This window comes from Mobilicoccus sp. (genome assembly GCF_032060985.1).
GTDB lineage: Bacteria > Actinomycetota > Actinomycetes > Actinomycetales > Dermatophilaceae > Mobilicoccus.
Map to the genome: position 1 here is coordinate 47,750 of NZ_DAMBGD010000012.1, position 24,123 is coordinate 71,872.

Here is a 24,123-nt window from a genome sequence, read left to right on the forward strand (position 1 = left end):
CGACGCCCGCGACGCGTCGTCACCGGCGTGGTCACGGGACGCCGCGGGACGTCGGCGCTCAGCCCTGCGTGTGCCGCCGGGCCCGGACGCACCGCACGGCGGCGTTGACGTCGGCGGGGACGTCGGGGCCCGCCACCCGACGGGCCAGCACCCAGGCCGCCTTGCGGGAGCGGATGTCGAAGGGCACGAGGACGTCGGCCCACGCGGCCAGGGCCGCGGTCTCCCGGGAGCGTGCCGCAGCGATCGCGAAGTCCGTCGCCACCCCGTCCGAGGACACCCCCAGCCGCGCCCGCACCCGGCCGCCGAGCTCGGCGCTGCTGAGGTGGGAGGTGAGGGGAGTGAGGTCGGGGACGACCCGGCCGAGACGATCGGCGATCTGGCGCGCGGTGGGCTGAGACAGACGCGTGAGGCGGCGGCTGCGCCACTGCACCGCGTGGACCACCCGGCGCGGGTGCCACACGGGCAGGCCGGCGACGGCGTGCGAGGCGGCGGTGGGCGCCCGCCTCGGCAGCGTGACCGAGGGATGGGCGGGCTCGCGTCGTCCCCAGTCCAGGGTGGGGCCGAGGACGAGATGGTCGACGACGGGGAGTGCGGCGCGGGGGTGGTGCCAGGAGAGGAGGGCGAGCTCGTCGCCGTCCTCGAGCCGCAGGTCCGCGCGCCGGGCCTGCACCCAGGCGGCGTCGCGGCCGCGGCCGGTGTCGACGAGGACGACCTTGACGGGGCTCATGCCCGACCTCCGTTGTTCTCCAGCATGTCGCGCAGCGCCCGCACCCGCGGCTCGATCTGCAGGTCACGGGCGTACCGGGCGGCGAACTCGGCGCAGGCGGTACGCGTCGCCTCATCGGCGGTGAGCGCGGCGTGCGCCGCGGCCTCCAGGGCGTCGGCGATCGTCCCGGGGTCGAGGTCGGCGACGCCGAACCACAGCGGGTAGTCCCGCAGGACGTCGGTGGCGGCGTTGCCCGGGTCGTGCACCGAGACGATCGGCAGCGCGCTCGCGGCGTACTCGAAGACCTTGCCGCTCGTCACGTACCGGCCGGCCCCGAGGATGAGCAGGCACACGTCGAACGACTCGTACGTCGATCGCACCGCCGCCTTGGGTACCGGTCCCTCGTAGGTGAGGCCGTCGGCGGCGTGGTCCTCGACGAGGCGCAGAAGTCCGGGGTTGGGGGTCGCGTAGAACCCGAGGTATCCCCACAGTTGCGCGCGGGCACCGTCGAGGTCACCGCCACGTTCCCGGGCCAGGCGCCAGCCGGCCGCGAACTCCCTCATCGGCACCTTCGCCGACGCCGTGCCGATGTAGCCGAACGTCAACGGACGCTCCGAGCGGGTCGTCCGCGGCCGGGGGGCGAAGTCGGGGTCGTAGCCGTTGGCGACGACGTGCATCCGTGCGGCGAGCCGTGGGTGTCGTGCCGCGTGCCAGTCCCGGATCGGGGCGTTGACGAACCACGCCTCGGACGCGCCCGCGAGCAGGGAGCGTTCGATCCGGTCCTCCCGACCGCCCTCCTCGTGGAGCAGGCCACCGTCGAAGACGTCGAGCATCCACGCGTCGCGGTAGTCCATGACGAAGGGGACCCCGAAGCGCGCGTTGAGCACGGCCGCAGCGCAGAAGTCGACGTTGGGGTTGGCCGTCGCGACCGTGAGGTCGACGGGGTCGGCCTCGTGCACGGAGACGGCGGCGCGCTCCAACGGCTCTCGCCAGGGGCCGTACCCGATCTCGGGGAAATCCTTGCGGTCCAGCTTCTTCCGCCGGTTGCGCCACTGCCGTGGCGCCCACATGCGCAACGCCGACCAGTGCCGCAGGTCGGTGTCCATCGCGGGCCACGCGAACGGCACCCGCACCACCTCGACCCCGGGGGCGACGAGCGCCTCGAGCGAGGGGTCGACGCCGGTGTACTTCTCGAACGTCTGCCGATCGGCGGTGAGGACGGTCACCCGGAACCCCTCGCGCACGAACGCGTTCACCGTCGCGAGGGCGCGGTACACGCCCCCTCCGCGCGAGGGCGGGAACCCCCAGGCGACGTAGAGCACGTGCGGCCGATGCGACATGCGGACTCCTCGGTCGGGGGTGGGGCATCGCTCAGCCTATCGGCGCGGCGGCGTACTCCCCGCGTGTGGCGCCCCCGCCGGCGCGCGCCGATTCCCCTAGGGCGTGGGACCGCTCGACGGGTGGGCGTGACCGAAGCGAGGTGTGGCCGCGGCGGTGAGGACGTTTCGCGTGAGCGCGGTGAGGGCGGTCCGCGTCGCGGGTGGCGCCGACTGGGACCCACAGGCGTCGACCGCCAGGCACGTCCAGTACGTCGTGCCGGCAGAGAAGAGGGCCGCCCCCGAGGGCGTGGACCGGTACGTCGTCGTGACCCGTGCTCCCTTGGCGGACGTCGAGGCCAGGAGGACCTGTGTGTTCGCCGGGGAGACGCGGGCGATCACGCCGTCACCCTCGTTGCCCGCCCCGGAGACGAGCACGGCGCCGGGGCGAAGCCGCGTTCCCGCGACGAACCACGAGGGCGGATCCACCACGACGGGGGAGGAGCGGAACCCGATGGCCGTCGTACGGACGCCGAGCAGGCGCGCGGGGTCGCGGTCGAGCAGCGGCGTCGCCCATCGGACGGTCGTGAGTCGTCGATCCGTCACCGGGTCGAGGTCGTTCTCACGGTAGAGCGTCATCGCCGTGAGCCGTCCGCGGGCGTCACGTGTCGTGCGCGCCTGCCAGTAGAAGGAGTTCGCGCCGAGGTTGGCGACGTTGACGCCGCCGGCGACGGCCTTCTCCACTCCGTCGTACATCGCGGAGGTCCAGTACTCGCTGTGGCCCGGCAGCACGACGCCCGTGTAGCGGCGCAGGAGAGCCGGATCGGCGTCGAGTTCGGAGTCGGTCGTCCAGTCGGCGGAGACACCGAGGCGGTCGAGCAGCCGCGCGAGGGGGACCTCCATCGACAGCACGTGGGTGAGCCCCTGCTCGGAGACCGGGCGCCTCGCCCAGGCGTGGTAGGCGCGGGTGGTGGACTGTTCGGTCCGATCCCGTCCGGGCCCGAAGTAGAGGGACCGACCCCCGTAGCGGTTGTACGCGAGGGCGGTGAGATCGGAGGCGACGACGACCAACGGTGGTCTGGGTCCCGAGACGGCGAGCCAGACCGGCTGCCAGCTGGGGTGGCGGGGGTCGTCGAGCGGTGTCGTGCGGATGAGGTGCAGACCAGGTCGCCAGCGGTTCGACGGGGTCACCCGCAACGTCGCCGGCCACGTCGTCGACGCGGTCCACTCGCCCTTCGGCGGGGTGAGTGCGCGTGCCGGCACCCGGATCGCGCCCGATCGCCAGACGACCCGGGCGGGCGCGCCCCGGTAGTCCCCGACCCGCAGGATCTCGACGCGCACCTGACGGCTGCGGGTCGAACCGATGTGGATGTCGATCGGGCGTCCGCACCGGGCGACGGGCTCGTCGACGTAGGCGGTCGCCGGACCGGCGAAACGCGTGTGGTTCGCGATGGGAAGGGCCGTGCGACCCGCCGTCGTCGCCCGCTCCGCGGCCTGCCATCCGCGAGGGGTGTTGACGCATCCTGTCGGCGCCGGGGGTCGGCCAGGACGCGCTGTCGGCGGCCGGGGTGTCGCCGCGGGGGGTGTGGCGCGGGCGGGCCCGGCGGCTCGGGTCTCGGCGACGGTGCGGGCGGCGACCTGCGGGGGAGGATCGGTGGCAGCGCCTGCGCCGACAGCCCCGGAGGGGGGAGTCACGCCGGAGAGGATGGTGGCGCAGACGAGGATGAGAGCGGCTCGGGCCGTGGGCCGGCCGGTCGGCTCGCGTCGTGTGGGCATGGCGTTCGCTTTCGCGGGACCGCTCGCCGACACCGGCGGGCGGGGAGTCGGGTCGAGGGGGTCGCGGGCGCGGCTCCGTATAGTGGTTCGGGCCGTGCGGCCCCGTTCTGAGGAGAGTTGATGACCGTTCGCATCCAGCCCAGCGCCGACGTCTCGGAGGACGCCCGGATCGGCGACGGTAGTTCCGTGTGGCATCTCGCCCAGGTGCGCGAGCAGGCCGTCCTCGGTGAGAACTGCATCGTCGGTCGCGGTGCCTACGTGGGAACCGGCGTGCGCATGGGCGACAACTGCAAGCTGCAGAACTACGCCCTCGTCTACGAGCCCGCCGTTCTCGAGGACGGCGTGTTCGTCGGTCCCGCCGTCGTGTTCACCAACGACCACTACCCGCGTTCGATCAGCCCCGACGGCACCCTCAAGCGCGGCGACGACTGGGAGGCCGTCGGCGTCACGTGCCGCACGGGCGCCTCGATCGGTGCGCGCTCGGTGTGCATCGCGCCCGTCACCATCGGCGAATGGGCGCTCGTGGCCGCCGGTTCGGTCGTCACGAAGGACGTCCCCGCCCACGCTCTCGTCGCGGGCAACCCGGCACGCCGCATCCGGTGGGTCGGACGCGCGGGTGTCCCGCTCGAGGACCTCGGCGACGGCCGCTTCCGCTGCCCCGAGACCGATGAGACCTACGTCGAGAAGGACGAGACGCTCACGCTGGAATCCTGAGCCGGCAACGCCTCACCACCGGCCGGATGACGTCACCGACGACGTCACCGTGCTCGCGGTGCGGTGAGGGCGGTGGGGCGAGGGGCGGAACTCGTCCGCTGAGAGCTGCGGGCCGGCTCCTTGCCGAGGAGGTAGCCCTCGAGGAAGCCCAGCCCCCAGCCGTAGTGCATGGCGACGAACGAGCCGGGCAGTGAGGGCACCGAGACGCTCGTGTCCCGGGGCGCACCCGGTTCGGGCTGGAGATCCCCCCGACGCCTCCAGGCGTGCACGGTCGCGGCGCCGACCCCGGCGAGGTAGGGCGAGTAGGCCGCGGCGGCGAGGCGCGGGTGACGGATCGCGAGCAGAGCGAGCCCGGCGGTGCCGACCACGGCGACGGGTGCGGCGAGGTGACGCGCGCGGATGGCCTCCCGGCCGTTCTTGCGCACCATGGCCGCCTTGCCGCGGCCGTAACGCCGGTACTGGTGGAAGAAGTCCGGCACGCTCTCGCGCACGTGCCAGTACACCGCCATCTCGGGGTCGAACGCGATGCGGTAGCCGCGGGCGAGGAGGCGGTGGTCGAAGTCGACGTCCTCGTTGACCAGCAAGGACTCGTCCCAGCCGCCGACCTCGCGGGCGGCGTCGGCACGGTAGACACCGAACGAGGCGTGGTCGGTCTCGCGGAACTCCTTGCCGAAGTGATTGATCGAGTTGCCGACGCCGAAGGGGCTCGAGAGGGCGAGGCTCACCGCCCGGCCCTGCGGGGTGCGGGCGACGCCGTGCCGGATGCCACCGACGCCGGCGAGTCCCTCATCCGCCTCGAGATGGCGCAACGCCCGGGCGGCGTAGTCGTGGGAGATCGACGCGTGGCCGTCGACACGGGCGACGTACTCCCCCCGAGCAGCGGCAAGGCCGATGTTCAGGCCGGTGGGGATGCTGCGTTCCGGGTTGTCGAGCAGACGGACCCGGGGGTCGCGGGCGGCGATCTCGGAGACGATCTCCCCGGTGGCGTCGGCGGAGGGACCGTTCATCACGAGGACCTCGAGGTCCACGCCGTGCTCGGCCTGCGCCAGGGCGGTGGTGATCGCCCCCGCCACGGATCTCTCCTCGTCGAGCACGGGCATGAGGACACTGACCTGGGGCCGGTTCATGGGATCAACTCTCCGAGAGGTGTGGTCGTGGGTGTCGAGGCCGTCACCGGCGCCGCGAGTACCGCCTCCAGAAGGGCGGTGGGTCGGGCTCGTCACCGTCCTCCGTCCCCGCTTCCGCGTAGGTGCGCGGCGCCGGTGCCCACAGGGTGACGACGGCGAACGCGGGCACGATGATCGGCTGTGCGGGTGGCTGGAGGAGGATGAACTGGAGCAGGAGGGTCGCCGAGAGGGCGCGCTCGTGCGGCCGCAGGAACGGCACGACGCACAACGCGACGAGAAGGGCACCCGCGAAGAAGCCGTACTCGAAGAACACCTTGCCGATCGTGGGGGCGATGAGGCCGTCGGTGCCGCTGGCCTCGACCGCGTGACGGGAGGACCCCGCGCCGTAGCCGACCCACACACCCCACGGCTCGGAGACCCAGCGGGGGATGAGGTAGAGGTAGGGCTCGAAGCTCCGCAGGGCGGCGGAGCTGTTGGTGTCGCCGACCTCGGTGACACGGCTGAGGAGCACCTGCCCGAGGGCGGTGGGGACGGCGATCGCCGCGGTGACGATGCCCGGGACGACGTACTTGCGCAGCAGGGAACCCTGCCCGCACAGGAGCATGCCGATGACGCCCAGGCCGATGATCGCGAAGCCGGAGCCCGCGACGGTCGTGATCAGCCCCAGCCCGAGCATGATGACCTTCCAACCCCGTGCCCGGGTGAGCAACGCCGTCATGAAGCACACGCCGAGCGTGAACGACATGAACGACGGCTCGAGCATGATCCAGCCGTTGGACTTCCAGATCGAGTGGCCGTAGCTGATGGGGTAGCTGATCGCGAACCCCGTCACGTGGAGGGAGTCCGGCAGGATGTCGAACAGCCAGTCCCGGTAGGGGATTCCGACGAGCTGGGTGACGAGGAACGTGATCGACAGCGCGCTCAGCCAGAGTCCGACGTTCGTCACCGACCGCATCATGCGGCGGTAGGTGGGGCCGGATCGGTCGCTCATCATGAACACGACCGGGAACCACATCGTCATCCAGAACAGCCAGCTGTTGACGCTGATGTAGGGGCGCTCGACGAACAACGTCTGGGGCAGCGCGACCACGGAGGACGCGGCCGCGGCGGAGAGCCACAGGAGTAGACGCCGCTTCTCGATCGCGAGGATCCCCACCCGCCAGGCGGCGAGACACCAGAGCACGGTGATCGGCACGGTCAGCGGGATCGAGATGTTCGGGACCGAGATGCGCTGCAGGACGATGTTGAGGACGAACAGCCAGAGCAGCCACGTCACGGGGTCCCGGCGCCGACCGTCGGGGCCGAGGACAGTACGCCGAGAGTCCCTCGACGTCTCTGCGTGGGCGTCGCGGAGATCGCGGGGGCCCTGGACGTCGCGGGCACCGAGGGTGTCGTCGCCGAGACGGTCGCCGGTCGCCCCGACGACCGTCTCGGACTGCTGGCCGAGACGGGCCTCAGCCGTCGACGACGATGCAGACACGGTCGCCGAATGAGGAGACGTGTTCATCGAGCCACTCGAATCGAGTCTTGTGGGGTCGCACGAGGACGAGCATCATCGCGTGTGCGTCGCGGCCCGTGCGCTTGACGACGGCGCTGGTCAGCGGCGTCTGGAGAAGCGTCGCCGTTCGGGGACGCCCGGCGGCGGAGTCGGCGTTGAACGCCGTGAGGTCCTCGGTGAGGACGACCTCGCGGCCGGCCGCGTGGAACCCGGCCGCGACCGGTTCGACGAGCGCGCGGACGGCCCCGGCAGGGGCCCGCACCCCGGTGAGGACGACGCGGTCGACGTCGGCGGCCTCCATGCTCATGAGCGTGGGCAGCTCGCGGGCGGAGACGAACTCGAGTTCCGGGTACACCCGCCGCATCTCGTTGAGCGAGGACATCTGGCCTCGACGCCCACCGAACACGAGCGCGAGGGCGATGCCGGCGAGGATGCCTCCGAGCAGACCCATCGCGACGAGAAGCATCGTCGAGGGACCCTGCGCGGTGTCGGCCTCGGCACTCTGCAGCAGGGCCAGTCGTCGCGACTGCGTGAGCAGCTGACCCTGCTGGTCGGCGAGCTGGCCGCCGAGGCGGGCCACCCGGGCGTCCTCGGCCGCCTTGTCGGCCAGGGCCTGACCCTGGATAAGGACGCTCGTCGCGCGGGTGAGTTCGTCGAGCTCGTCGTCGATGCGCTTGTTGCTCTGGTCGATCGCGGCGTCGGCGACGGCGTTGGCCATGCGCGCGGCCTTCTCGGCGTCACGGTCGGTGGACTTGATCGTGAGGAACGACGTCCTCACCTCCGCGCCCACCTCCGTCGCAGCGGCGAGCTCAGGCAGCGGCACACCGACCTTCTGGCTCGCCGCCTCGAGGACGTTGCGTGAGGACGCCTCGAGCAACGCACTCTGTTGCGCCGTCGCGACGGAATCGGAATCGGGCACGCTGATCTGGACGTTGACGATCGCCTGCGCGGATTTCGGCGCGGCGACGCCGGCGAGTCCGCCGACGACGGCCCCGACGAGCCCGAGGACGGCGGGGATCCACCACCATCGGCGCAGTGTCGCCATCAGTGACCGTCCCCACGGATCACGGTTGCTCTCGGCCGGTGTGGCCACGATCTTCCCCCCTGGTCGAACCGACGAAAGGTCCCTGACGTGCTGGGACCACCCCCCCTGCCGAGCAGGGTTCTCACGCCAGTCTACGGGCGGTGGCGACCCGCACAAATCGCTCTTGGACGCATGCTCAAGACGACCCTTCCCGGCCTACCGCGACAGGCCTTCCTCCCGCAGCCCCGACCACTGTCGGTGGCGACGGTGGGTGGAGAGGATGAACCGGACGGCGCGCTCCGAGCAGTTGGCGATGTCGTAGTCGGCAGGGAGGACGGCATCGGTGCGGCCCTGCGGCCCGACGGCGGCGACCGCGTCGCGGATCCCCTCGACGACGCCCGCCGGGTCGAGGCCGGTCATGACGATCGCGCCGGTGTCGAGGGCCTCGGGACGTTCGATCGAGTCCCGGAGCGTGACCGCGGGGAACCTCAGGAGCGAGGACTCCTCGCTGATCGTGCCGGAGTCCGAGAGCACGCACAGCGCGTCCTGTTGCAGACGGACGTAGTCGATGAAGCCGAGCGGCGGGTGGAACGTCAGGCCCGTGAGATCGATGTCCTCGGCACCGGGGCGGGCGGCGAGGACGTCGAGACGCTTGCGTGTGCGCGGGTGCGTCGAGACGAGGACCGCGACGTCGAAGGCGTTCCGCGCCTCGACGAGGCAGCGCAGGAGCGCCGACAGTCGCGCGGGGTCGTCGACGTTCTCCTCGCGGTGCGCGGACACGAGCAGGTAGCCCTGCGGCTCCAGGCCGAGGTCGGCGGGTGCCGTGCTCGCGGCGAAGGCGTCGGCGTGGTGGTCGAGGACCTCCTTCATCGGCGAGCCCGTGAGGAGGATGCGACGCGGGTGGAGGCCCTCGGCGAGGAGGTTGCGGCGGGCGTGCTCGGTGTAGACGAGGTTGAAGTCGGCGACGTGGTCGACGAGGCGGCGGTTGGTCTCCTCGGGGACGTTCTCGTCGAAGCAGCGGTTGCCGGCCTCCATGTGGTACACGGGGATCCGCATGCGCTTGGCGATGATCGACGCGATCGCGCTGTTCGTGTCGCCGAGGATGAGCACCGCGTCGGGCCGCACCTGCGCGAGCACCTGCTCGGTCTTGATGAGCGTCTCGCCGAGGACCCGACCGAGGCTGCTCGTGTCGACCTCGAGGAAGTGGTCGGGCCGGCGGATGCCGAGCTCGTCGAAGAAGATCCCGTTGAGCTCGTAGTCGTAGTTCTGCCCGGTGTGGACGAGGATGTGATCGACCGTCGCGTCGAGGCGGGCCATCACCCGGGACAGCCGGATGATCTCGGGTCTCGTGCCGACGATCGTCATGACCTTCGTCATCGGGTGCTCCCCGGGCCGCCGGGGGCGGTGTCGTCGATGTGCCCGTCGTCGCCGCGGTCGTCGGGGTCGGACAGGGCGGTGAGGTCGCGTTCGTTGCGCATGAGGCGTCGGCCCTCCGGGGTCACGCTCACCTGCGTCTCCTCCCATCCACAGCGCCGGTAGAAGGCGCGGACGGCGACGTTCTCGTCGGCGTCGGTGTGGAGGTAGGCGCGGCGGGCGCCCGCCGCGGCGGCCTGCTCGCACCACAGCTGCTGCAGGTGCGCACCGACACCGGAGCCGCCGTGGGCGGGCTCGACGACGATCGACGAGAGCAGCGCGTAGGAGGGGTCCGGCGCGTCACCGCGGTAGAAGAGCGCCCGCACGAGCCGGGGGACCGCGGTGGGGTGGCGTAGCGCCCCCCGTGCCCCGGCCAGCGCGAAGGCGAGACCCCGGTGGCGCAGGAGCCGGGCGTAGAACCCCGCGGGCTTCGTCGTCCCGACGACGACGCCCACCGGCTGCCCGCGGCGCGGACCCTCGGCGAGGCGGGCGACGACGGCGACCGCCGTCGGGTCGTCGACGTGCCCGCGGTAGAACTCGCGCAGGAACGGCTGCCCCAGGGTCGTGAGGAAGAACGCGGGGAACCCACGCTCGTGGATGCGGGCCAGTTCGGCGACGTCGCTGCGTCGGAGGTCGGTGTACTCGTACGGCGTGTCCACGGCGCTCACGCTTTCGGTCGGTCGTGCCCGGTGAGGACGGGCAGCGGGTAGGTGTCGGGATGGGCGGGGTCGAGGAGGTCGTTGGTCCAGAACGCGGTGACGAGGGGCTCGTCGCCGACGTTCTCGATCGAGTGGGTCCACAGGGTCGGCATGTCGATCACTGCGGGTTCCTCACCGGTGCATCGGAACTCGAGGACCTCGTCGGTGAACGTGCGACGCAGCCGGATGAGCCCGGTGCCCGAGAGCACCTGGAACCGCTCGATCTTGTGCAGGTGGACGTGATCGCCACGCGTGTATCCGGGGTTGGTACTCGAGACGAAGGCCTGCCCGGTGCCGCCGTGCACGCGGATCGTCTCGACGAGGGTGCCGCGCTCGTCCGAGCGTGGCACCGGGCGCAGCGGGTAGGCCTGCGGCCACATCGCCGCCCGCAGGGTGTTGAAGAGGTTGACGTCGAACGCGTCCGCGAGAGAAGGGATCTCGCCGACCGGCGCATAGATGTGGTGCATCTGGGCGAAACGCCGGGCGACCTCGGAGATGAGGATCGGGCGACCCTGGGGCCACGTCACCTCGGCCGCATCGTCCGCGACCACCCGGCCCGCGTCGGAGGCGCCGGTCTCGTCGACCGCGCTGCCCTTGTCGACGGCGCGAGTCCTCTCGAGGGCGCGAGTCCCGTCGACAGCGTCGAGCAGCGCCTCCGCCGCGTCCTGGACGTGGAGCAGCGGCAGCTCCCGGTCACCGACGATCTGCGGTTCCTCACCGCGGGCGATGCGGTGGGCGAACGTCGCGACGAAGCTGTTGTACTCCGGCCGACCGTGCTCACCGAACAGGCCGGGCAGACGTACCTCGCGCACGGGTGCGCCCGTGCGCGCGCCCCACGCCCGCAGGGCGTCCCCCGCGCCGCGCTTGCCCGCCGCGTACGGCGAGTCGACACCCCAGTGGCCGGGGTCGACATACGTGCTGCCCGCGTAGACGACCGTCGGGGGGGAGGAGCCACCGGCGGCGTCGAGCGCCGCGGTGAGTTCGGTGGCGAGGGCGACGTTGCCGTTCGCGAGGTCGTCCTCCTCGCCGCGGTTGTGGCCCGCAAGGTGGAGCACGGCGTCGGCGCCGCGGACGAGGTCGGTGAGCCGCGGCCACCCCGCCCGGCCCACGGGCACGACCTCCCAGTCGGGCCGGGTGAGGAGGATCCGGGTGCGCGTGTGCCAGCCGAGGAACCCACCGGCACCGGTGACGACGACCCGCATCAGCGACCCTCCTCCAGCGGCGCGATCTCGGGCAGGGTCCGCAGCAGCGCGACCGTGCCGTCGACGTCGAGACGCTCGGTGTTCTCGGACGTGTAGTCGGTCTCGACGCTCGCCCGGGGGTCGCCCTCCTCGAAGTACTTCTCGTACTGCAGCGAGCGGGAGTCGACCGGGACGCGGTAGTAGTCGCCCTCGTCGGTGGCGGTCGCGCGCTCCTCGCGGGAGAGGAGGGTCTCGTGCCGCTTCTCGCCGTGGCGGGTGCCGATGACCTCGATCGGGTGCTCGGGCACCCCCATGACGACGGCGACGGCCCTGGCGAGGGTCTCCATGGTGCTCGCCGGCGCCTTGCGCACGAAGAGGTCACCCGGCTCGGCGTGCTCGAACGCGTACTCGACGAGGTCGACGGACTCACGCAGCGACATGAGGAAGCGGGTCATGCTCGGGTCGGTGACCGTCATCGGGCGCCCTGCGCGGATCTGGCCGACGAAGTGGGGGATCACCGACCCGCGCGAGTACATGACGTTGCCGTACCGCGTGACGCTGACGGTGAGCGTCGCGTCGGGGTGCCGACGGGCGAAGGCCTGGGCGGTCTTCTCCATGAGCGCCTTGCTCATCCCCATCGCGTTGACGGGGTAGACGGCCTTGTCGGTCGAGAGGCAGACGAGGGAGCGCACCCCCGCGGCCGCGGCCGCGTCGACGACGTTCGCGCTGCCGACGACGTTCGTCTTCACGGCCTGGTCGGGGAAGAACTCACAACTCGGCACCTGCTTGAGCGCCGCCGCGTGGAAGACGTACTCGGCCCCGGCGAACGCCGTCTGCACGCTGGCGGCGTCGCGCACGTCGCCGAGGAAGAACTTCAGGCGGTCGTCGGCGAAGCCGACCCGCATGTCGTGCTGCTTGGCCTCGTCGCGGGAGAGGACGTGGACCGCCCCCACACCGCGGGTGAGCAGGTAGCGGGCCATCGTCGATCCGAACGACCCCGTGCCTCCCGTGATCGCGACGGTCGCTCCGGTGAGGTCGGTCATCGGTGTCCCTTCGTCGTAGTGGCGCGACCCGCCCGGTCCACGGCGAGCGTGACGAGTTCCTCGGCGGAGTCCCGGCAGGTCTCGACGTCCATGTGGGCCTCGTAGTAGGCCCGAGCGGCGCGACCCCGTCGGTCGAACTCGTCCTCGGTCCAGTCGGTCATGACGCGAACGGCCCGTGCGGTATCGGTCGCATCGCCCGGACGGCACGCGACTCCTCCCGCCGCCTCGACGACGTCGGCGACATCGCCGGCCGCGTGAGCGAGCACCGGGCGCCCCGCCCCGAGACAGGAGGCAACCTTGCTCGGCATCGTCACCCGCAGCAGCGGGGTGTCCGCCAGCGAGACGACGAGGACGTCGGCGCATGCGAGGAATCGGGTGAGGCGCTCAGGGGGCTGAGCGGGCAGCAGTCGGACGTTCCGCAGATCGCCGTCGGTGATGCGGCGCTGCAGTCGGTCGCGCATGACTCCCGGCCCGATGAGCGCGAGGGACGCCCCAGGTGCCGCGCCGAAGGCGTCGACGAGGGCCGGCAGGTTCTGCAGTTCGCCGAGGTTGCCGGCATAGACGAACAGACGCCCGCTCTCGGGAAGGCCGAGGTCCCGGCGGCGCCTCAGCACCTCGTCGCCGGACCACCGGTGGAGGGAGGCGACGTTCACCGGGTTCGGCGTGTCGACGATCGACGAGTTCGGGACGCCCCGTTCGACCAGCAGCCCGCGCATGCCGGGAGAGATGACCCCGACCGCGTCGGTGTGGGCGAAGGCGTAGGCGCAGAAGGCGGTGAGCCCCGCCTCCATCGCCGCGTTGACGCGTGAGTCTCCGACGAACCCGGCGGCCATCACGCTGTCGGGCCACAGGTCCTGAACGATCTGCGCGTGGGCTCCGACGTCGACAGCACGGCCGGCCACGGCGGCGATACGACGACGGAGGCGGTCGGTTGCTCCCGCCGTGAGCGCCGGGAGGGCCGCGGTCGCCGGGGAGGAGTACGTCAACCACACGTCCGGCCGCGGCAGTCGGGCGAGAGACACGGCCGTCGCGCTCGCGGCCCAGGAGAGGTAGTTCGCCATCCTCCTGGCCGCGCGCGCGTCGTGGCTGGGGAACAGCGGCGCACGGTGGATGACGACTTCGCCGTCGGTGCTGCCGTCGACGTCGAGACGGTAGGGGCGCAAGGGGTAACCCTCGGCCAGGCGGCCCGTGGGGTAGTTCGGAAAACCGGTGAGCACGTCGACCGCATGACCCCGCGCGGCGAGCCCCCGCGCGATGCCTTGCGGCACGCCCGCGGGCTCGGGCGGGTACCACTGGGTGACGAGGCGGATCCTCACGTCGCCGGCACGCCCTTGACCGTCACCCCGGCGGGAACGTCCCTGACGACCATCGCGGCGCCACCGACGACGGCGTCCTCCCCGATCGACTTGCCCTGGAGGATCGCCGCATGGGTGCCGACCATGACGCGGGGACCGATCCTCACGTCACCGGACACGGCGACGAGGGGATTGATCGACACGTGGTCCCCGATGACGCCGTCGTGGCCGACGCTGCACAGGAGGTTGACGTGGACGTGACGGCCGATTCGCAGATTGGTCGTGAGGACGGCGCCTGCGCACACGACCGTGCCGGGCCCGAACTCGACGTCGCCGCCGACGGTGGCCCGGGGGTGGACCAGGACGGGGCTCGGTCGATCGGCCAGTCTGGCGTCGATGCGCGCCTTGACCGCGGGGGAGCCGATGCCGATGACGTACTGCACCTCGGGCGGCGCGGATCGAAGCCATGGGAGGTCCCCGACGACCCGAGCGCCGCGCCGAGCGATCCTTTCGAGGTTCTCCGGCGTGGGCGCGTCGTCGACGTATCCGAGGAGGTCGAACGGAGGGTCCGCTGCTGCGGCGTTCAGTGCCTCGACGACGTCCTGCACCTCGCGGCCGAAGCCGCCGCATCCGACGATGACGAGCGGGATCGGGGGACCTGTCGTTGTCTCGTCCGTCACGGTGAGACCTCCGTCCTGGTGGTGGCTGGCAGGGGGCGGAACTCGGCCATCGTCGCCTCGCCCGGCGCTGAGACCCCCTCGCGACGAAGGACGACGAGGGCTGTGCGACACAAGATCTCTAGGTCGAGCCGGAGGCAGGCGCGGTCGACGTACTCGACATCCCACCGCAAGCGATCCTCCCACGTCGTCGCGTTGCGACCGTTCACCTGGGCGAGCCCGGTGAGCCCGGGGCGCACGTCGTGTCGCCGAGCCTCCTCGGGGGTGTAGCGGTCGAGGTAGCGCATCAGCAGCGGACGGGGACCGACGAGGCTGAGGTCCCCCTTCACCACGTTCCACAGTGACGGCAGTTCGTCCAGGCTCGTCGAGCGCAGGACGGTGCCCGCAGGGTCGAGTCGGGCGGCATCGTCCTCGCGGCCAGGGGTGGCCGGATGCATCGTGCGGAACTTGAGCAGGTCGAACGGCTCTCCGTGGAGGCCCGGTCGCTGTTGGCGGAAGAGCACGGGCCGCCCCAGGCGAGCCCAGACGACGGCGGCCACGGCCGCCTGGACGGGAAGCGTGACCACGACGACGGGGACGGCGAGGGCCAGGTCGAGGGCGCGCTTGGCGCGGAGGTAGCCGCGGCTCACAGCGACTCCTCGAGCACCGTGCGAAGCAACGCCCCGACGCGCTCCACCTGGGAATCGGTCAGGGCCGATCCGCTCGGCAGGGTGATCCCGGTGGCAAAGAGCCGTTCGCTCGTGCCGTCGAGCAGCGCCGTGGCGTCTGCGAACACCGGCTGGAGGTGCATCGGCTTCCACAGGTGCCGCACTTCGATGCCCTCCTCGCCGAAGCGACGGACCAGTTCGTCGGGGTGGGGACGACCCGTCCCCGCACCGTCGGAGCCGCCGATGACGAGGCACGTGAGCCAGCAATTGTCCCGAGCATCGGCCCCGGACCCCGTTCCGGCGGGCGGCTTGGTCGACTCGCGACCGAGGATGCGGATGTCGTCGTGGCCCGCCACCACGCCCGCGTAGTGGTCCCGGATCTGGCGCCGACGCGCGATCATCCCGTCCAGGCGCGCGAGCTGAGCCCGCCCCAGGGCAGCCAGGATGTTGGACAGCCGGTAGTTGTAGCCGATCTCGGTGTGCTCGTACCACGGGAAAGGTCGACGAGCCTGGGTCGAGAGGTACCGGGCTCTGTTGAGCAGCTCGGCGTCGTTCGACAGCAGCATGCCGCCACCCGAGGTCGTCATCACCTTGTTGCCGTTGAACGACAGCGCCGCCACCCGGCCGAACGATCCCGCCGCCCCCTCGGGGGTCGTCGCCCCCAGGGCCTCGGCGGCGTCCTCCACGAGAGCAACGCCGCGCTCGGCCAGCGCGGGGGCGATCCTCGTGTAGTCGCAGGCCCGCCCGAAGAGGTCCACGGTCATGACCGCCGCCACCTCACGGCCCTTCGCCCGGAGGGAGTCCACGGCCTCGAGCAGGAGTGACGGGGAGACGTTCGCATCGTCACCCGAATCGACGAACACGGGTTCGGCGCCGGTGTAGGCGACGGCATTGGCCGACGCCGCGAACGTCATGCTCGGGAGCACGACGCACGTGCCGGGCCGGGCCCCCAGCCCCTCGAGTGCGAGGTGGAGTGCCGCCGTGCCGGACGAGAGCGCCAGAGCCTGCACGCCACCGCCCACCCGTTCGGCCACCTCGGCCTCGAACGCGTCGACCTCCGGTCCGAGGGGAGCGACCCACCCCGAGCGCAACGCCCGCAGGACGTACTCCTCCTCCAGCTCGGTCACGTGCGCCTGGGACAGGAGAACTGGGTCGGTCATGAGGTCTCCTGTGCACGTGAGGGGAGGGGGGCGCGGTGGTCCTCAGGCGCCTCGGCGGCACGGGAGTGGTTCCTCACGTCCCTCATCTCGTCCTCGTCGTCGGGGGCGTCCGCGTCGGCCGGCCGGACACCGGGTGAGAGGTCGCGATGAACCACCGTGATCGGCGAGGGGTCGGCGAGTGGGGTGGTCCATAGGCGGGACGTCGTCCGCATCCAGTCCCGGGCGTCCTCGGGTGAGTCGAAGATGCGGCCGGCGACCTCCGACACGTCGAGTGCCGGCACCCCGACGCGGGCGACGAGCTCGTGAGAGGTCGGCCTCCGGCTCTCGGCATCCGAGAAGAGGTCCTCACCGAGCTTCTCCCCGGGGCGCAGACCCGTGTACACGATGTCCACGTCCTGCCGACCGGATATCTGGATGAGCGTGCGCGCGACGTCGGCGATCCGGATCTGCTCGCCCATGTCGAGGACGAGGACGTCACCATCCGCGCCGATGGCCGCGGCCTGCAGCACGAGCTGGCACGCCTCCGGGATGAGCATGAAGTACCGCTTGACCTCGGGGTGCGTCACCGTGACCGGGCCGCCGCGTTCGATCTGGGCGGCGAAGGCGGGCACGACGCTGCCCCGCGAACCCAGCACGTTGCCGAACCGGACGCTGACGAAGCGCCCCGGGTACCGCCGAGCGAACTCTGCCGTCAGTCGTTCCGTGAGCCGCTTGCTGTACCCCAGCGTCGAGGTGGGGTCCGCAGCTTTGTCGGTCGACACGTTGACGAACGTCTCGACCCCGACCTCCGCTGCCGCCCGCAGGACGTTGAGGGTGCCGAGCACGTTGGTCTTCCACGCTTCATCGGGAAAGCGCTCGAGCAGTGGCAGGTGCTTGAGCGCAGCGGCGTGGAATACCACGTCCGGGCGGGCATGGGTGAAGGTGGCGTGCAGGGCCCCTGGATCACGGATGTCGGCGAGCAGCACCGAATCCCCGCCGAGCAGCCCGTCCCCGTCCAGCGAGAGGCTCGTCGCATGCAGCGCCGACTCGTCACGGTCCAGGAGGAACAGCACGTCGGGGTCGAAGCGGGCGATCTGACGACATAACTCGCTACCGATGGAACCGCCGGCGCCCGTGACCAGAACACGCCGACCCGCAAGGCTCTGCGAGATCACCGCGGCGTCGAGGTGAGCGGGGTGCCGGCCGAGGAGGTCGGCGAGGTCCAAGTCCCGGAGACTGTCGGTGGGACGCCCGTCGATGATCTCGGCCATGGACGGCAGGACCTTGACCGCCATACCCGCGTCGGCAGCCGTCGCAGTGAGCTCCCGGGCGATCTCGGCGTCCATCGTCGGCGCGGCGAGCACGAGGGTCGTCGCTCCCGTCTGATCCGCCACCCTCACGAGATCGGCGCGGGTGCCCCGAACCCGCACGCCCTCGATGCGGAGGCGCGACTTCGCCGGGTCGTCGTCGAGCAGGGCTACGGGGAGAATCGGGCTGTCGTCCTCGCGTAGGGCGCTGCGCACGAGACGGCTCCCGCCGCGTCCGGCGCCGAACACGATCACGGGCTCCGCGCCCTGCCGACCGCGCGCTGCACGTGTGTGAGTTGACCGGACCATGAGTCGGGCCGCGAACATCGCGAGGAGGGCGAGGGCTCCGCCGGTAACGGGTGCCGACCTCGGGAGATAGTCCGGATGCCAGAGGCTGACGAGCCCGAACGTGACCAGGGTGGCGAGGATGGTGGCACGACCCAGGTCTGAGGTCTCTTCGTAGGACCCGCGATCGTGACCGGTGCGATAAGGGCCGAGCAGGGTACCGAGCGCGATCTGGCAGGCGGCCCCCACGGCTCCGGTGATGAGGACGAGGGGGAGGGCGCGAGCTGGGATGACGAAGTCGTACCGCAGCCAGACCGTCGAGACCATCGCCGCGAACCAGCAGATCGAGTCGATCAGGGCCCAACAGGCTCTGACGAGCCGTGCCCGTCGGGCCGTGGCAACATCGACCACCAGAACCTCCCCTGCCTCGTCGAACTCCCCCACGCCGAGCTGTCCAGCGCTTCCTCCGGCGGGAAGGAACCGGCCCGGGTGGAAACACCGCGAGTCCGTCACAGGCGTTCGGCGACATCATCGAGTGTAACCGCGAACGTCCGGCCGCCTCCCTAGGCGCCACGCGCGTGGGCCGGTGACTAGCCTGCAAGACATGCTCGCCGTCTACTGCGAATCCCAGTCCGCCACCGATCCCCTCTCCGGTCTCGTCGTGGGGGAGCGGCCAGAACCGACGCCGCCGCAGGGGTGGTCCGTCGTCACGCTCCGCGCGGCGACCCTCAACCACCACGACCTGTGGTCGTTGCAGGGCGTCGGACTGCCCGCCGACCGTCTGCCCATGATCCTCGGCTGCGACGGCGCCGGGGTCGACGACGACGGAAACGAGGTGATCCTCCACTCCGTCATCGCCTCACCGGGGTGGTCCGGCGATGAGACGTTCGACCCCAAGCGGTCGCTGTTCTCCGAGGTCCACCAGGGCACCTTGTGCGAACGCGTGCTCGTGCCCACCGCCAATCTCGTGCCCAAGCCCGCCGACATGGGATGGGCCACCGCGGCCGCTCTGCCGACGGCATGGCTCACCGCCTATCGGATGCTCTTCACGAACGGCGGCGTCACCCCGGGGGGTCTCGTCCTCGTCCAGGGCGCGGGCGGCGGCGTCGCGACGGCGTGCATTCAACTCGGGGCCGCCGCCGGCCTGCGTGTGTGGGTGACGAGCCGTGACGAGGAGAAGCGGCAGCGGGCCCTCGACCTCGGCGCCGAGGCCGCGTTCGAGTCCGGCGCCCGGTTGCCCGAGAAGGTCGACGCCGTGATGGAGACCGTCGGCGCGGCCACCTGGTCGCACTCGGTCAACGTCCTGCGCCCCGGCGGCACGATCGTCACGTGTGGCGCGACCAGCGGCGATGCACCCGAGAAGACCGAGCTCACGAAGATCTTCTTCCGGCAGCTGCGCGTCATCGGGTCGACGATGGGCAACCGCCAGGAGCTCGCGCTCCTCTCCCAGTTCGTCCAACGCCACCACCTCGAGCCGATCATCGACCTCGAGGTGCCGCTGTCCGAGGCGCGTCGCGGGTTCGAGCGCCTCGCCTCCGGCGACCTGTTCGGCAAGATCGTCCTCACCAACTGACGCCGGTCGCCCCTCCGTCGTACAACGATGAGCTCCCCCGTGACACCTCTCCCGCGGCGGCGCTCTGACCAGCGGTGATGGGCGGGGGTGCGGTCAGCAGGTGGTGGCCTCGCCATCGTTGTACGACGGAAGGGCGGTCCCGGGCATCAGGTGGGTCGCCCGATCAGCGGGTGAGCGCGACCGTCCGGCCCCCGACCGTCGAGGTGGGGGAGGTGACGACGCGGAGCTGCCCGGTCGCGGTCTTCGGCCGGGTGAGGACGGCGCGCCCGCGGGCGTCCGTGCGGGCGCTCGCGAGTGTCGTCCACCGACAGGCCGAGCCGCTGCACGACTTCGTCTGCAGCGTGACGCGAGCGCGCGACCACGGCGTGAATGCGGCGGAACCGGCCTCGTAGCGCGTCGCGACCGCGGTGACCCGCGCGCCCTTCGTCGCCACCGACAGGCGGGAACCGGCCTTGACGTTCACCGAACCCGGTCCGACGATCATGAGCCCGTACTCCGAGTCCGTGCCGGAGACGGGGACGAGGCGGTAGCGGCCGAACGCCGCCGCCGACGCCGTCGGGATCCTCATCGTCACCGGACGGGTGCCCGACACCGTGACCTTGGTGATCTCGGTCCCGGTCGGGGAGACCAGGCTCCAGGTGGCGCTCGAGCCGAGCGGGCACGACGGGCCACGGGTGACCTGGGTGCGGGCCGCCGAGCCCGAGGAGATCACGACGGGCGGGACGGAGATCGAGCACGACGCCGGGCGCGGCGGTGCCGGGCGGGAGGCCGCCGCGGCGGGGTCGGCGGCGACGGCCTGCGCGAGCGTCGCGATCATGGCCGCGCCGAGGGAGACGACGGCGCGAGTGGGGCGGGGCTGCATGGGGGAACTCCTCCACGAGGTTGGGGGCGCAGGGGGTGGGGTCGAGGGGAGTGGCCGGGTGCAGGGGTCGTCGACGGATCGGATTCCGGGATGGTCCCCGGGCCGCGCCCCACCCTAGCCATGCGGCGACCGTCACGGGTCGGGCAGCACCCTCGACGACGCGCGGCGGGTCCCCTCCCCGGCACGACGGACCCGTCCTGACGAGGGGGTGGCCGAGGGACCGATCCTCGGCGCAGGGTCGCTCCTCGCGGGCTATCGACCTGGGGAACCGCCCTCGACGCACCCGACGGCGCCGCGCGCGAGAACACCCCGGGTCCGCGCGGACCCGGGGCGTTCTCGGGATCCCCACTCGACCCGGCGTGAGGGCCGTGGGCCCTCGATGACCGGTCTCCGTGGGCGTCGTTCGTCGTCGGGCGGTGCCGGCGGCATCGACCCGAGCAACGTCGTTGACGCGGTGACGCGGTGACGTCGGTGATGTCATGGACTCCCGCGACGCCGCTCAGGGGCGCGGACGCTCGAGGACTTCGCGGATGCGCTCGCCGGCGTCCTTGAGGATCGCCACGACCTCCTTCGCCTGCTCCGCCGACGGGAACCCGGTGTCGTGACCTCTGCCGCCCCGCGTGTCGGAACCCGGCTGCGGGTCGACGCCGTCGACGACCTCGCCGACGACGTCGGCGTCCTCATCGAGGACGTCGACGTCCTCTCCGGCGATCTCGACGTCCTCGCTGAGGATCTCGACGTGCGGCCCACCGGTGCCCGGGGCGCCTGGCGGGGTCTCCTGTCTCACGTCGGGTCCCGCGCCCGTCTTCGTGGTCGAGGTGGAGCAGGTCGCGCTCGCCCGGTCCGCGACGTCCGGCTCGCTGGAGCGTGGGGCCCGCCCCGGGGCGTCCTCGGGCGTCTCACCGAACCGGGTGAATCCCCACGACCGCAGGGCACGCGTGACGGCCTCGACGTCGGGGCCCCGGCCGAGGGAGCCGAGCAACGCCTCGAGACCGGGGGCGGGGGACCCCGGGCGTCCCGAGCTGCCGAGACCCCCGTCCATCGCCGACTGCCACCAGCCTGCGCCGCTCCAGGCCTGACCGGACTGGCCCGCCCGGCCGCCGCGCCCCGAGGCCGACCGGGCGGCCCCGGCCGCCTCGTCCATCTCGCTGCGCAACTCGGCGGCGCTCGCGCGCACGCGGGCCCGCATCTCCTCGGCGAGCCGCGAGGCGGACGCGTCGAGGGAGGCCTCCAGCGCCTCGACCTCCTCGCGGCGGGCCTCGACCTCCGCGCGTCCGGCGTCGGTGAGGCGGTACAGCGCCTTGCGACCCTCGTCGGTCCGCTCGACGAGGCCCTCCTCCTCGAGCTTGGCGAGGCGGGGGTACACGGTGCCGGCGCTCGGGGAGTACAGCCCGGAGAACCGCTGCTCGAGGTCGCGGATGACGTCGTAGCCGTGGCGAGGACCCTCGCGCAGCAGCGCGAGCAGGTACAACCGCATCTGGCCGTGCCCGAACACACTCATCGGTCGTCGCTCCCGTGACCGCCGGCGGTCTCCTGCGGTCCCTCGTCGCCGGGATCCCGCGGCCAGGTCGTGTCGTGGTGGGTCGTGTCGTGGGGGGTCGTGTCGTGGTCGGGCGTGTCCTGGTGGGGCGTGTCCTGGTGGGTGGTGTCGTGACGGGTCGGATCGCGGTGGAGCTCGTCCTGCACGTCGCTCCGCCGACGAGGCTCGCCGATGACCGGCCCGGGGCCGCCCGGCACCGGCGACCCGTCGCGGTGGAGGACGACGAGGTCACCGGTGACCGTGCGCGCCTTGACGACGACGCTGCGGTCGCCGGCGTAGCGGTGGCCGCCGCGGGTGCCGTTCTCGACGAGGGGTTCACCGGCGACGACGACGTGCCCGGAGGTCGAGGCGACCGTGGCGTCGTATCCGCCCCCGGCGGGCAGTCGCACGGTGAGTTCGCCCGACACGGAGTTGGCCGTGACGAGCGAGGGGCCGTGTCGCACGTCGAGGATCATCCGCCCCGAGACCGTGTTCAGCCGCGTCGAGCGGAGCACGGCGTCCTGCACGGTGATCCCGCCGGTGACGGTCTTGACCTTCAACTCACCCGAGGGGGAGGCGGCGTCGACCGAGCCGCCGACCGTGGTGACATCGACGCGTCCGGTCGGTCGGTCGAGCGCCACCGCTCCGTTCACCGTGTACACCGAGACCGGCCCGTGCGAACCGCCGACCAGGACGTCTGCTCCCACCGTGCGCACCGAGACGGTCGTGTCCTCGGGCACCGAGACCGTGAGGCGCGCCGTGGCCGCGATGCCGGACCCGCCGGAGAACATCGTCTTGACCGCGCTCCAGATCTGCCCGTCCTCGCCGCGCACCTGCTCGATCTTGAGGGCCCCGGCGTCGGAGGTCACCGTGAGCGGCGGTCCGGCGAGCTCGTGCACCTCGAGGTGGGCGCGGTCGGTCATCGGGGCCGCGACGACGTCGACGGACCCGCCGACGATCGTGACGGTGACGCTGCGTGGTCTGTCGAACTCTCGGACGACGTCGTGCGCCGTCGGGTCGATCTGTTCCGTGGTACGGGTCATCGTGCCCTCCGAATGCGATATGTCGTGTCGTGACGCAGCTCACGATATGTCGCGAAGCGGGGTGGGGCAATGGGGAGGCGCACACGGGGGCGCGGGCGGGTGCCTCGCGGCCTCCCGGACGGGAAGGGTCACGAGAGACCCGGGTGACACCGACGACGGCCATCCACCGCCCGGTCCCCACTCCGCCCCCCGGCCGACGCCCCCGGAGCCGGGCGGGCTCACGGGGGCGTCGGGGGTGGGGATCGTCGAGGCGTCAGCCGATCTGGAGCCAGCTCTCCCAGCCGCCGTGGAGGACGAGCCACGCGAGGAGCCCGTAGCCGGCCTGGCCGGGGTGACGCTGGTCGCGCGAGGCACCGAGGTCGCTGAGCCACTGGTCGTGCTCGACGAGGGGGTAGAAGCAGTCGACGAACGGCACGGAGCGGCGGGCACACACGTCGGCCTGGGCCTCGACGATGACCTCGAGGCGGTCGTTGAGCCCCGGGTCGAGGGTCGGCGGCGGGCCGACGACGAACGGCGCGATGCCGCGGGCCGTCGCGTCGTCGAGGACGTTCGCGAGGTTGAGGCGAGACCGTGCGGTGGTGAGGTTGACGAGGGCGTCGTTCTGACCGACGCCGACGACGAGACGACGCTCGCGACGCTCCTGCCAACGCAGCATGCCCTCGGTCTTCCACCGTTCGAGCACGTCGGCCGAACACTCGCCGCGGATGCCGAGGTTGTACGTGGAGACGTCGAGGTCCGGGTGGGAGGTGCGGCCCATCACCCGGGAGACCCAGCCGAGGCCCTTGGGGTCGCCGTAGCCGGAGACGAACCCGTCGCCGATGAAGACGAGACCGACGTCGCGCGGCCCCTCGTGGGCGTAGCTCTCGGCGCTCGGGGTGAAGGTCGTGGGGATCCCGTCGTCGGCCGCGTCGCTCAGGCCCTCGCTGCTCGGGCGGTCGGCGAAGTCGAACCGGCCGGTGGTGTCGTCAGTGCTCACTGATGTTCAGTCCTCGTCGTCGTCGAGTCGGGCCAACCAGGTGGCGAGGCGTTCGATGGGGATCTCGAACTCGGGGTTGAGATCGACGAACGCCCGGAACTGCTCGGCCAACCAGTCGATCGTGACCTCGTCGTCCCCACGGCGGCTCGCCAACTCCTCGATGCCGCGGTCGGTGAAGTACACGACAGCCATTCTGCCTCATCACGGCCCGCGCTCCGCTCACCCCCGCCGCGGGCGGCATGCCGCGTGCCTCGCCGTCACGCCCCGACGACACACCGTCCCGGCACGTCGTCCCGTGACTCCG

General features: G+C 71.9%; 22 protein-coding genes. 2 read left to right on the forward strand and 20 right to left on the reverse strand.

Translation table 11 applies throughout. The features are described 5' to 3' along the window. Positions 1-58 precede the first annotated feature (58 nt). The 3 genes from RT054_RS10580 to RT054_RS10590 all read right to left on the reverse strand — a co-directional run bounded on the left by RT054_RS10580 (position 59) and on the right by RT054_RS10590 (position 3,717). The gene (locus RT054_RS10580; protein WP_313023514.1) at positions 59-727 is read right to left on the reverse strand and encodes a hypothetical protein; all 669 of its coding nucleotides are present in this window, start codon (positions 725-727) and stop codon (positions 59-61) included. Further along, a complete protein-coding gene (locus RT054_RS10585; RefSeq protein ID WP_313023515.1) occupies positions 724-2,046 on the reverse strand; it encodes a glycosyl transferase in 1,323 nt (440 codons plus the stop codon). The genes RT054_RS10580 and RT054_RS10585 overlap by 4 nt, the downstream gene beginning before the upstream one ends. 96 nt (positions 2,047-2,142) lie before the next feature. Continuing rightward, a complete protein-coding gene (locus RT054_RS10590) occupies positions 2,143-3,717 on the reverse strand; it encodes a N,N-dimethylformamidase beta subunit family domain-containing protein (RefSeq protein WP_313023517.1) in 1,575 nt (524 codons plus the stop codon). Between the two features lie 201 nt (positions 3,718-3,918). Here RT054_RS10590 and RT054_RS10595 point away from each other — a divergent pair, with 201 nt between their 5' ends. After that, positions 3,919-4,512: an acyltransferase gene (locus RT054_RS10595; protein ID WP_313023519.1), complete on the forward strand. Its 594-nt coding sequence runs from the start codon at positions 3,919-3,921 to the stop codon at positions 4,510-4,512. Positions 4,513-4,556: 44 nt separating this feature from the next. Here RT054_RS10595 and RT054_RS10600 read toward each other — a convergent pair whose 3' ends face one another. The 12 genes from RT054_RS10600 to RT054_RS10655 all read right to left on the reverse strand — a co-directional run bounded on the left by RT054_RS10600 (position 4,557) and on the right by RT054_RS10655 (position 18,257). Beyond that, on the reverse strand, positions 4,557-5,639 hold the full coding sequence (locus RT054_RS10600; RefSeq protein ID WP_313023521.1) for a glycosyltransferase family 2 protein: 1,083 nt from the start codon (positions 5,637-5,639) through the stop codon (positions 4,557-4,559). Between the two features lie 43 nt (positions 5,640-5,682). Next, positions 5,683-7,146 (reverse strand): hypothetical protein, encoded by a 1,464-nt coding sequence (locus RT054_RS10605; RefSeq protein WP_313023522.1) that lies wholly within the window; start codon positions 7,144-7,146, stop codon positions 5,683-5,685. Continuing rightward, positions 7,094-8,182: a hypothetical protein gene (locus tag RT054_RS10610; RefSeq protein WP_313023523.1), complete on the reverse strand. Its 1,089-nt coding sequence runs from the start codon at positions 8,180-8,182 to the stop codon at positions 7,094-7,096. The genes RT054_RS10605 and RT054_RS10610 overlap by 53 nt, the downstream gene beginning before the upstream one ends. A 195-nt stretch (positions 8,183-8,377) precedes the next feature. Continuing rightward, positions 8,378-9,538: a non-hydrolyzing UDP-N-acetylglucosamine 2-epimerase gene (gene wecB, locus RT054_RS10615; RefSeq protein ID WP_313023524.1), complete on the reverse strand. Its 1,161-nt coding sequence runs from the start codon at positions 9,536-9,538 to the stop codon at positions 8,378-8,380. Further along, on the reverse strand, positions 9,535-10,233 hold the full coding sequence (locus RT054_RS10620; protein ID WP_313023526.1) for a GNAT family N-acetyltransferase: 699 nt from the start codon (positions 10,231-10,233) through the stop codon (positions 9,535-9,537). The genes wecB and RT054_RS10620 overlap by 4 nt, the downstream gene beginning before the upstream one ends. Before the next feature lie 5 nt (positions 10,234-10,238). Then, a complete protein-coding gene (locus RT054_RS10625; protein WP_313023527.1) occupies positions 10,239-11,474 on the reverse strand; it encodes an NAD-dependent epimerase/dehydratase family protein in 1,236 nt (411 codons plus the stop codon). Continuing rightward, complete coding sequence (locus tag RT054_RS10630) at positions 11,474-12,496, reverse strand: polysaccharide biosynthesis protein (protein WP_313023528.1); 1,023 nt, start codon at positions 12,494-12,496, stop codon at positions 11,474-11,476. The genes RT054_RS10625 and RT054_RS10630 overlap by 1 nt, the downstream gene beginning before the upstream one ends. Continuing rightward, a complete protein-coding gene (locus RT054_RS10635; protein WP_313023529.1) occupies positions 12,493-13,812 on the reverse strand; it encodes a glycosyltransferase family 4 protein in 1,320 nt (439 codons plus the stop codon). Before RT054_RS10635 ends, RT054_RS10630 begins: the two co-directional genes overlap by 4 nt. Continuing rightward, positions 13,809-14,471: an acetyltransferase gene (locus RT054_RS10640; protein WP_313023531.1), complete on the reverse strand. Its 663-nt coding sequence runs from the start codon at positions 14,469-14,471 to the stop codon at positions 13,809-13,811. Before RT054_RS10640 ends, RT054_RS10635 begins: the two co-directional genes overlap by 4 nt. Continuing rightward, entirely contained in the window at positions 14,468-15,097 is a 630-nt protein-coding gene (locus tag RT054_RS10645) for a sugar transferase (protein ID WP_313023533.1), read from the reverse strand. The genes RT054_RS10640 and RT054_RS10645 overlap by 4 nt, the downstream gene beginning before the upstream one ends. Further along, positions 15,094-16,275 (reverse strand): aminotransferase class I/II-fold pyridoxal phosphate-dependent enzyme, encoded by a 1,182-nt coding sequence (locus RT054_RS10650; protein WP_313023534.1) that lies wholly within the window; start codon positions 16,273-16,275, stop codon positions 15,094-15,096. The genes RT054_RS10645 and RT054_RS10650 overlap by 4 nt, the downstream gene beginning before the upstream one ends. Next, the gene (locus RT054_RS10655) at positions 16,272-18,257 is read right to left on the reverse strand and encodes a nucleoside-diphosphate sugar epimerase/dehydratase (protein ID WP_313023535.1); all 1,986 of its coding nucleotides are present in this window, start codon (positions 18,255-18,257) and stop codon (positions 16,272-16,274) included. The genes RT054_RS10650 and RT054_RS10655 overlap by 4 nt, the downstream gene beginning before the upstream one ends. Before the next feature lie 193 nt (positions 18,258-18,450). Between RT054_RS10655 and RT054_RS10660 the strand changes: the two genes are divergently transcribed. Next, positions 18,451-19,419 (forward strand): zinc-binding dehydrogenase, encoded by a 969-nt coding sequence (locus tag RT054_RS10660; protein WP_313023537.1) that lies wholly within the window; start codon positions 18,451-18,453, stop codon positions 19,417-19,419. Positions 19,420-19,582: 163 nt separating this feature from the next. On the opposite strand, the gene RT054_RS10665 is transcribed toward RT054_RS10660, so the two are convergent. From RT054_RS10665 to RT054_RS10685, 5 genes are all read right to left on the reverse strand, one after another. Next, positions 19,583-20,281 (reverse strand): hypothetical protein, encoded by a 699-nt coding sequence (locus RT054_RS10665; RefSeq protein WP_313023539.1) that lies wholly within the window; start codon positions 20,279-20,281, stop codon positions 19,583-19,585. A 499-nt stretch (positions 20,282-20,780) separates the two neighbouring features. Beyond that, positions 20,781-21,782 carry a PadR family transcriptional regulator gene (locus RT054_RS10670; RefSeq protein WP_313023540.1) on the reverse strand — a complete coding sequence of 334 codons (1,002 nt, stop codon included), beginning with the start codon at positions 21,780-21,782 and terminating at the stop codon, positions 20,781-20,783. Beyond that, on the reverse strand, positions 21,779-22,843 hold the full coding sequence (locus RT054_RS10675) for a DUF4097 family beta strand repeat-containing protein (protein WP_313023541.1): 1,065 nt from the start codon (positions 22,841-22,843) through the stop codon (positions 21,779-21,781). The genes RT054_RS10670 and RT054_RS10675 overlap by 4 nt, the downstream gene beginning before the upstream one ends. Before the next feature lie 253 nt (positions 22,844-23,096). Next, the gene (locus RT054_RS10680) at positions 23,097-23,819 is read right to left on the reverse strand and encodes a GDSL-type esterase/lipase family protein (RefSeq protein WP_312720538.1); all 723 of its coding nucleotides are present in this window, start codon (positions 23,817-23,819) and stop codon (positions 23,097-23,099) included. A gap of 6 nt (positions 23,820-23,825) precedes the next feature. Next, complete coding sequence (locus RT054_RS10685) at positions 23,826-24,002, reverse strand: DUF6104 family protein (RefSeq protein ID WP_312720587.1); 177 nt, start codon at positions 24,000-24,002, stop codon at positions 23,826-23,828. Positions 24,003-24,123: the final 121 nt, after the last annotated feature.